We start from the raw sequence: 8,096 nt of genomic DNA on the forward strand, positions 1-8,096 counted from the left end.
GCGCGCGAGCGCGGCGTCAATCGCCGCCATGTCGGCGTCGGTACGGCGCTTGGCAGCCTGCGCGGCAACCTCGGCTTCAATGGCGCGACGCAATTCAACGATCTGCAAGACTGCTTCGGGAGAACTGACCTCCGTGTAATCGATGCGCAGCGGCTTGATACCGGCCTGCTCCGTGACGAATACGCCGCTACCCTGGCGCGGCTCGACCAGGCCTTCATGCTTCAGTCGGGCGATGGCTTCGCGCACTACCGTGCGGCTCACTCCGAATTGCTGGGCCAGCACCGCTTCGGTGGGAAGCTTGCTGCCTCGGGGGAAAGCACCGGCATCGATGTTCTCCAGCAATTGCCGCGCTACCGTGTCGCTGAGCGCCTGTACCGGGATCTTCTGAAACATGCTTGTCTCTGGGTCTTTTAAATAAGTTATACGGTCATCATACAAATTTCTGCAACGCGATGCAATCCGCGACCGAAAAATACTTTTTGACAACATGCGACAAAGAAGCAGGCAATATGCGTGATGTTGCCAGACAAAGTGAACAAATAGCGAGAAAAGCTGCCGCTCCAGATCCCATGCCGATGTTGCATGCGGCCAAATCGCTACAAAACTGGGGACCGAATTCCATCTGTGGCACACTGCGCAGATCAGTTTTGCGACACAAACATTCCTCATCGCTCATCAATTGCTTATATAAGACATGGCTTACGATCTTTCCGGCATGCTGGTCATCGGCATTTCCTCGCGCGCGCTATATATGTTCGACCTCGAACACGAAAACGCCATCTACGACACCGAGGGCGTGACCGCCTACAGCGATTACCAGCGCCAGCATGAAAACGATCCGCTTGAACCGGGTACGGCCTTCCCGCTGGTCAAGGCCCTGCTCCGTCTCAATACGCTGATCCCCGACCGCCGCCTGGTCGAAGTGGTAGTAATCTCGCGCAATTCGCCCGACACCGGCCTGCGCGCCTTCAACGCCATCGAGGCGCACAAGCTCGACATCAGCCGCGCGGCCTTCACCGGCGGCGAACCTATCGTGCATTACCTCGAAGCATTCAAGATCGATCTTTTCCTCTCGCGCGACAAGAGCGACGTCCAGGCCGCCATCGACGGCGGCGTCGCTTCCCGCTTTCGACCTCGAACACGAAAACGCCATCTACGACACCGAGGGCGTGACCGCCTACAGCGATTACCAGCGCCAGCATGAAAACGATCCGCTTGAACCGGGTACGGCCTTCCCGCTGGTCAAGGCCCTGCTCCGTCTCAATACGCTGATCCCCGACCGCCGCCTGGTCGAAGTGGTAGTAATCTCGCGCAATTCGCCCGACACCGGCCTGCGCGCCTTCAACGCCATCGAGGCGCACAAGCTCGACATCAGCCGCGCCGCCTTCACCGGTGGCGGGCCCACCGCGCCCTATCTGCAAGCCTTCAAGATCGACCTGTTCCTCTCCCGCGATACCGGCGACGTGCAGGAAGCCATCGACGCCGGCGTGGCCGCTGCGCAGCTGTACGCCGCCCCGCTGGACTACAGCGCGCCGGACAAGCAGATCCGCATCGCCTTCGACGGCGACGCCGTGCTGTTCTCGGCGGAGTCCGAGCGCATCTTTGCGGAGAAGGGACTGGAAGCGTTTGCCCGCCACGAACAGCGGCACCGCAAGAAGGCCATGAAGGAAGGCCCGCTGGCCAAGCTGTTGTTCGCCCTGGCCGAAATCCAGAAGCAGTTCACGCCGGAGACCTGCCCGGTGCGCATCGCCATCGTCACCGCGCGCAACAGCCCGGCGCACAAACGCGTGATCCACACGCTGCGCACCTGGAACGTCACCGTCGACGAGGCCTTCTTCCTCGGCGGCCTGCCCAAGGCGGACGTACTGCACGCGTTCGGCGCCCACATGTTCTTCGACGACCAGGAAGGCCATGTCGAGCTGGCATCGGCCGTGGTGCCGTCAGGTCGGGTGCCGTATGAAGGCGGCGCGCTCGGTGTCCGCAGCGCGCGCAAGAGCCCCAAGCCGATATTGCTGACGCCGCCGCCCTCCGACAGCGATGTTTCGCTGGAAACTTCAAAAAACTGAAGCGCAGCCTTAAAGGCAAAACACCAAGCCGCCGGATTGCACCAGCGGCTTTTTTTTGCGCCGCAGTAGTGAGCCGCCGTGAACTGATATACAAGACCTCGCCAAAAATGCACCAAGGCAGGGATGGGCAATGCGCCAAATCGAATCATCACCTCCCCTGCCGCGGCCTGGTTCAGCCGCTCAATGCCATGACAGCAAAGGCTTTGCAGCTGGCGCCACCTTCCCGCCCGGCGCATTCTTTCTGTACGTCAATCTGGTATACAAGATTGGCATGCATATTGCTCAGATGATGGATATGAGCACCGACGCCATCAAATCCTCGATCCAGATCGCCAACCGCATCATGGAAGCGATCCTTGCCAAGCAGCTTGCCCCCGGCACGCGCCTGGGCGAGCAGCAATTGTCCGAATTGTTCGGCGTCAGCCGCACGCTGGTGCGCGAAGCGCTGACGCGCCTGGTCACGCGCGGCATCGTCACCGTCAGCGCGCGGCGCGGCTGGTTCGTCATCGAACCGTCGCCGAGCGACGCGCGTGAAGCCTTCGAGGCGCGTCGCGTGATCGAACTCGGGCTGCTGCGCCACGCACGACCGATTACCAAAAGCGCCATCGGGCAACTGCGCGACCACATCAACCGCGAACAGGCCGCGATCGAAGGCGACGACGTCGGCGCTATCTGCTCGGCGACTTCCATGTGGCCCTGTGCGAATGCCTGGGCAACACGCTGCTGTCGGACACGCTGCGCGACCTCACCGCACGCACCACGCTGACCGCGATGCTGCACCAGTCTTCCGAACAGGCCGAAGACTCCTGCGCCGAACACGTCCACATCGTCGCGGCGCTCGAACGCGGCGACCTGGCCGCAGCCGAGCAACTGATGCACGACCATTTGCAGCACGTCGAAGCCGGCCTCAACAAGGCCGAAGTCAACGACCCGCTGGCGCCGCTGCGCCAGGCGCTGGCGCCGGTGTCCGCAGTGTCGGCCGCATCGGTGGTCGGCAACGCTTTTGCAGCACCCGCGAAGCGCAAAAAGACGACTTCGCGCTCCGTCAAAAAGCAGGCTACTTCAGCCATTTCCCTCACTTCATCTCAACTTGGAGAATCATGATGAAACTCTCGACACTGTTGCTTGGCCTGATGGCTGGCGCGCTGCTGATTTCCACTTCCGTTGCCCGCGCCGACGCGCTCGACGACATCCAGAAGGCCGGCGTGCTGCGCGTCGCCGTACCGCAGGATTTCCCGCCGTTCGGCTCGGTCACTGCCGACCTGAAACCGCAAGGCCTGGACATCGACGTCGCCTCGCTGATCGCCAAGAAGCTCGGCGTGAAGGTCGAACTGATCCCGGTCACCAGCGCCAACCGCGTGCCTTACCTGCAAACCAGGAAGGTCGACCTGGTCATCTCCAGCATGGGCAAGAACGCCGAGCGTGAAAAAGTGATCGACTTCACCGCCGCCTACGCACCGTTCTTCAACGGCGTGTTCGGTCCGGCCGACCAGAAGGTCAGCGGTCCTGCCGATCTGGCGGGCAAGACCATCGGCGTCACGCGCGGTTCGGTGGAAGACCTGGAACTGTCGAAGATCGTGCCGGCCAGCGCCACCGTGAAGCGCTATGAAGACAACAACGGCACCATCAGTTCGTTCCTGTCGAACCAGGTGCAACTGGTCGCGACCGGCAACGTGATCGCCGCCGCCATCATCGCCAAGAACCCGCCGAAGAAGCCTGAAACCAAATTCCTGATCAAGGATTCGCCTTGCTTCATCGGCCTGAACAAGGACGAGAAGAAGCTGCAGGACAAGGTCAATGCCGTCCTCGCCGAGATCAAGAAGAACGGCGAGCTGAGCGCGCTGACCGTCAAGTGGCTGGGTCTGCCGCTGCCGGCCACGCTCTGATCCGCACAACGAACCGGATCCCGTGAAGGGGTCCGGATGACCTGCATGCGGAAGTGATTCACACCACCCATACTCGGAAAATGCATCCACATGGCCTATCACTTTGATTTCCTCGCGGCGTTCGATTACACCGACGTGCTGGTCAAGGGCGTGCTGACCACGGTCGAGCTGATCGCAGTCGGCGGCGTCGTCGGCATCGCCGTCGGCATCTTCGGCGCCTGGGCGCGCACGCAGGGACCGCGCTGGCTCAAGCCCATCGTCAGCGGCTACGTCGAGCTGATCCGCAATACGCCCTTCCTGGTGCAGCTGTTCTTCATCTTCTTCGGCCTGCCCAGCCTCGGCATACAGATCAGCGAAATGCAGGCGGCCATCCTGACCATGGTCATCAACCTCGGCGCCTACAGCACGGAAATCATCCGCGCCGGCGTCAATGCGATTTCACGCGGCCAGATGGAGGCGGCACTGAGCCTGTCGATGTCGCGCGTGCAGGCGTTCCGCCACATCATCCTGCGTCCGGCGCTGCAAAAGATCTGGCCGGCGCTGTCGAGCCAGATCGTGATCGTCATGCTGGGTTCGGCGGTGTGTTCGCAGATCGCCGTGGAAGAGTTGTCGTTCGCCGCCAACTTCATCCAGGGCCGCAACTTCCGCGCCTTCGAAGCCTATCTGCTGGCCACCGCCATCTACCTGGCGATGGCGATCCTGCTGCGGCAGTTGCTGCGCCTGATCGGCGACAAGTTCATCTTTGCGCGGAGGGCTTCATGATCTCCTTTTCCCTGTGGGACATCGTCCGCAACCTGCTGCTGGCGGGTCGCTGGACCGTACTGCTGTCGCTGGCGACCTTCCTGCTGGGCAGCGTGGTCGGCATGATGATCCTGTTCGCGCGCATTTCCAAACGCCGCGCCCTGCAACGCGCCGCCAGGCTGTACATCGAAGTGTTCCAGGGCACGCCGCTGCTAATGCAGCTGTTCCTGATCTTCTTCGGGCTCGCGCTGTTCGGACTGGAAGTGCCGGCCTGGCTGGCGGCGGGACTGGCGCTGACCTTGTGGAGCGCGTCCTTCCTCGCCGAAATCTGGCGCGGCTGCGTCGACGCGATTCCGCGCGGCCAGTGGGAGGCCTCTTCGGTGCTGGCCATGGGTCACCTGCAACAGATGCGCCACATCATCCTGCCGCAGGCGTTGCGTATCGCGATTCCGCCTACCGTCGGCTTCGGCGTACAGATCATCAAGGGCACTGCCGTGACTTCGATCATCGGCTTCGTCGAACTGTCGAAGGCCGGCACCGTGATCACCAACGCGACCTTCATGCCGTTCACCGTGTTTGCCGTCGTCGGACTTTTTTACTTTGCCCTGTGCTGGCCGCTGTCGAAGTACAGCCAATTCTTGGAAAGGAAATTCAATGCCGCTCATCGCCATTGAGGATGTCAAAAAACGCTACGGCGACAACGAAGTGCTCAAGGGCATCCGCCTGTCCGTGGATGCCGGTGAAGTCATCGCCATCATCGGCAAGAGCGGCTCCGGCAAGAGCACGCTGCTGCGCTGTATCAACGGCCTCGAAACCATCGACGAAGGTTCGATCAGCGTGGCCGGCGCCTATCTCGGCACCAGCGAACTGGAACTGAAGACGCTGCGCCTGAAGGTCGGCATGATCTTCCAGCAGTTCAACCTGTTCCCGCACCTGAGCGTGGGCCGCAACGTGATGATCTCGCCGATGATTGTCAAGGGCACGCCGGAAGCCGAAGCGCGCGAGCTGGCCAAGAAAAACCTGGAGCGCGTCGGCCTGGGCATGAAGTTCGATGCCTTTCCCGATCAGCTCTCAGGCGGCCAGCAACAGCGCGTGGCGATTGCGCGAGCACTGAGCATGCAGCCGCAGGCGCTGTTGTGCGACGAAATCACTTCGGCGCTCGATCCCGAACTGGTCAATGAAGTGCTGGCCGTGGTGCGCAGCCTGGCTGACGACGGCATGACCCTGCTCATGGTCACGCACGAAATGCGCTTCGCGCGCGAAGTGTGCGACCGCGTGGTGTTCATGCATCAGGGCAAGGTCCACGAGATCGGACCGCCGGAAGAGTTGTTCGCCAATCCGAAGACACCGGAGTTGCAACAGTTCCTTGGCATGACGCACTGATAGTCAAAACAACAAGACAACAAGACGACAACAAAGGCAATACTGTTCCTTTCTGCACCTCCCCTGCACGTCATTACACCGGCAGGGGATTTTTTTGGCGACTGGCAACCAGCGTCCCGCCAAAACGAAAAAAACCTGAGCAAGGGCTCAGGCTTTTTGTCGATGTCGCGCAGAGTGCGGCAAGAGCGTCAGCGCGCGATCTGGCACACCTTGGAACCGTTTTCGATGAACTCCACCGGACCGGTGGTGTAGCGCTCCTTGGGAATTTCCACCAGCAGGAAATCCTTGACCTGATAGGTTGCGCCGGAAACCGGCTTGACGAAGCGGTATTCCAGCTTCAGCACGCCGTTCCGCATGGTGACCTTGTCGGCGCTGAAGATCTGGCTGCGCTCGGCGGCGTCGGGCGCCTGGATCACGCGCGTGGCGAGCAACAACTGGCGCGTCTCGAAGTATTCTTCAGAGGGCGTCAACGCGCGCTGGGAGCGCATCGTCGCCGCCGGTTGGAACCAGTAATTCCAGTCGGCCTGGGAGCGAATCAACGCACACAGCACCGGTTGCGCCTTGTTGTCCCAGTTTTTGACAAAACTCTGGTACGCGCTGCTCGGAATGGTCGAGAACGGCACCAGGCTGGCGTCTTCCTTCTTCTTCCAGAAAAACAGCGAACAGCCGGTGAGTGCTACGCTTGCTCCCGCCAGCATGCTGCATGTCATTGTCGTCGCAATAATCTTCTTCATACCTGATCCGACCGCTCCTGTTTTGCTTGTGCAATTTCTTTTGGTCCGCCTGACGGCACAGCATTAAAACATGCATTACCGCGGATACGCCGCATTTCTCGAAAACTTTACATTATTCCAGCCCCTTCTTCGAGACGGCGCTGCCTCTTAGTCCGCACTGAGGTGATTTAGTTTTCCTGAATGACAAGAATTCACGAACGTTTTTCGAAGCCCGACGACGCTTTCTGAGAAAATACGCCATCGTTCCAGTTCAATACCAAAGGCCAGCCATGACTACCTCCGCCACCTCAGCTCCCCCCGCCCTGCCCGCAGCAATGCGCTCCTTCGTCGAAGCCCTGCCCAAGACCGAGCTGCACCTGCACATCGAAGGCACGCTGGAACCTGAATTGCTATTCGCCCTGGCGCAGCGCAACAAGGTCGCGCTGCCCTATGCTTCGGTTGATGCGCTGCGTGCAGCCTACGACTTCACCGACCTGCAGTCCTTCCTCGATCTCTACTACGCCGGCGCCAACGTGCTGCAGACCGAACAGGACTTCCACGACATGACCGCCGCCTACATCGCGCGTGCGCGCGCCGACAACGTGCGCCATGCCGAGATCTTCTTCGATCCGCAGACCCACACCGAACGCGGCATCGGCATTGACGTGGTGTTCGCCGGCATCGCCCGTGCGCTGCGCGAGGCACGCGATGAACATGGCTTCTCCAGCGCCATGATCATGTCCTTCCTGCGCCATCTTTCCGAAGAAGACGCCTTCGTCACGCTCGAAGCGGCGCTACCGCTGCGCGAGCAATACCGCGACCTGTGGAACGGCATCGGCCTGGACTCGTCCGAGCGCGGCAACCCGCCGGAGAAATTCGCCAAGGTTTTTGCGCGCTGCAAGGAGCTCGGCTTCCACCTGGTGGCCCACGCCGGCGAAGAAGGTCCGCCGGCGTACATCATCGGCGCGCTCGACGTGCTCAAGGTGGAACGCATCGACCACGGCGTGCGCAGCGAAGAAGACCCCGCCCTGATGGCACGCCTGGTGCGTGAAAAAATGCCGCTGACGGTATGCCCGCTGTCCAACCTCAAACTCTGCGTGGTCGACGACATGGCCAGGCACAATCTGGCGCGACTGCTGCGCGCGGGCCTCGCGGTGACGGTCAATTCCGACGATCCGGCTTACTTCGGCGGCTACATGAACGACAACTACCTGGCCGTCGTGGCGGCGCTGGATCTCTCCCGTGCAGAAATCGTGCAATTGGCGCGCAACGGCATCGATGCCAGCTTCCTGTCGGGGGCCCCCGTC

Annotated in this window: 9 protein-coding genes and 2 pseudogenes; 9 read left to right on the forward strand and 2 right to left on the reverse strand. The window is 61.2% G+C overall.

Annotated features, from left to right (window positions below; genetic code table 11):
- The coding region (locus tag HLUSI_RS0115285; protein ID WP_016834811.1) for a FadR/GntR family transcriptional regulator at window positions 1–393 on the reverse strand (393 nt) is incomplete at its 3' end.
- A gap of 301 nt (window positions 394–694) precedes the next feature.
- Between HLUSI_RS0115285 and HLUSI_RS34195 the strand changes: the two genes are divergently transcribed.
- The 8 genes and pseudogenes from HLUSI_RS34195 to HLUSI_RS0115320 all read left to right on the forward strand — a co-directional run bounded on the left by HLUSI_RS34195 (window position 695) and on the right by HLUSI_RS0115320 (window position 6,076).
- Window positions 695–1,204, forward strand: coding sequence for a 5'-nucleotidase (locus HLUSI_RS34195; RefSeq protein ID WP_016834812.1), 510 nt, complete (start codon window positions 695–697; stop codon window positions 1,202–1,204).
- Window positions 1,170–2,066: a 5'-nucleotidase gene (locus tag HLUSI_RS28865; protein WP_016834813.1), complete on the forward strand. Its 897-nt coding sequence runs from the start codon at window positions 1,170–1,172 to the stop codon at window positions 2,064–2,066. The genes HLUSI_RS34195 and HLUSI_RS28865 overlap by 35 nt, the downstream gene beginning before the upstream one ends.
- A 343-nt stretch (window positions 2,067–2,409) precedes the next feature.
- A pseudogene (locus HLUSI_RS34200) lies at window positions 2,410–2,511 on the forward strand (GntR family transcriptional regulator); the annotation flags it as partial.
- A gap of 179 nt (window positions 2,512–2,690) precedes the next feature.
- A pseudogene (locus HLUSI_RS34205) lies at window positions 2,691–3,170 on the forward strand (FCD domain-containing protein); the annotation flags it as partial.
- On the forward strand, window positions 3,170–3,952 hold the full coding sequence (locus HLUSI_RS0115305) for a transporter substrate-binding domain-containing protein (RefSeq protein ID WP_016834814.1): 783 nt from the start codon (window positions 3,170–3,172) through the stop codon (window positions 3,950–3,952). The pseudogene HLUSI_RS34205 and the gene HLUSI_RS0115305, both read left to right, overlap by 1 nt.
- Window positions 3,953–4,042: 90 nt before the next feature.
- Window positions 4,043–4,714 (forward strand): amino acid ABC transporter permease, encoded by a 672-nt coding sequence (locus HLUSI_RS0115310; RefSeq protein ID WP_016834815.1) that lies wholly within the window; start codon window positions 4,043–4,045, stop codon window positions 4,712–4,714.
- Window positions 4,711–5,367 (forward strand): amino acid ABC transporter permease, encoded by a 657-nt coding sequence (locus HLUSI_RS0115315; protein WP_016834816.1) that lies wholly within the window; start codon window positions 4,711–4,713, stop codon window positions 5,365–5,367. Before HLUSI_RS0115310 ends, HLUSI_RS0115315 begins: the two co-directional genes overlap by 4 nt.
- A complete protein-coding gene (locus tag HLUSI_RS0115320; RefSeq protein ID WP_016834817.1) occupies window positions 5,348–6,076 on the forward strand; it encodes an amino acid ABC transporter ATP-binding protein in 729 nt (242 codons plus the stop codon). Before HLUSI_RS0115315 ends, HLUSI_RS0115320 begins: the two co-directional genes overlap by 20 nt.
- A gap of 188 nt (window positions 6,077–6,264) precedes the next feature.
- On the opposite strand, the gene HLUSI_RS0115325 is transcribed toward HLUSI_RS0115320, so the two are convergent.
- Window positions 6,265–6,810: a hypothetical protein gene (locus tag HLUSI_RS0115325; RefSeq protein WP_016834818.1), complete on the reverse strand. Its 546-nt coding sequence runs from the start codon at window positions 6,808–6,810 to the stop codon at window positions 6,265–6,267.
- A 269-nt stretch (window positions 6,811–7,079) separates the two neighbouring features.
- Between HLUSI_RS0115325 and HLUSI_RS0115330 the strand changes: the two genes are divergently transcribed.
- The coding region (locus HLUSI_RS0115330; RefSeq protein WP_029363574.1) for an adenosine deaminase at window positions 7,080–8,096 on the forward strand (1,017 nt) is incomplete at its 3' end.

This window comes from Herbaspirillum lusitanum P6-12, assembly GCF_000256565.1.
Taxonomy (GTDB): domain Bacteria; phylum Pseudomonadota; class Gammaproteobacteria; order Burkholderiales; family Burkholderiaceae_D; genus Herbaspirillum; species Herbaspirillum lusitanum.

Excerpts from the sequence above, each read along its gene's own strand:
- HLUSI_RS0115305 (WP_016834814.1), top strand. The coding sequence starts at position 3,170 with ATGAAACTCTCGACACTGTTGCTTGGCCTGATGGCTGGCGCGCTGCTG.
- HLUSI_RS0115325 (WP_016834818.1), bottom strand. The coding sequence starts at position 6,810 with ATGAAGAAGATTATTGCGACGACAATGACATGCAGCATGCTGGCGGGA.
- HLUSI_RS0115310 (WP_016834815.1), top strand. The coding sequence starts at position 4,043 with ATGGCCTATCACTTTGATTTCCTCGCGGCGTTCGATTACACCGACGTG.
- HLUSI_RS34195 (WP_016834812.1), top strand. The coding sequence starts at position 695 with ATGGCTTACGATCTTTCCGGCATGCTGGTCATCGGCATTTCCTCGCGC.
- HLUSI_RS0115320 (WP_016834817.1), top strand. The coding sequence starts at position 5,348 with ATGCCGCTCATCGCCATTGAGGATGTCAAAAAACGCTACGGCGACAAC.
- HLUSI_RS0115315 (WP_016834816.1), top strand. The coding sequence starts at position 4,711 with ATGATCTCCTTTTCCCTGTGGGACATCGTCCGCAACCTGCTGCTGGCG.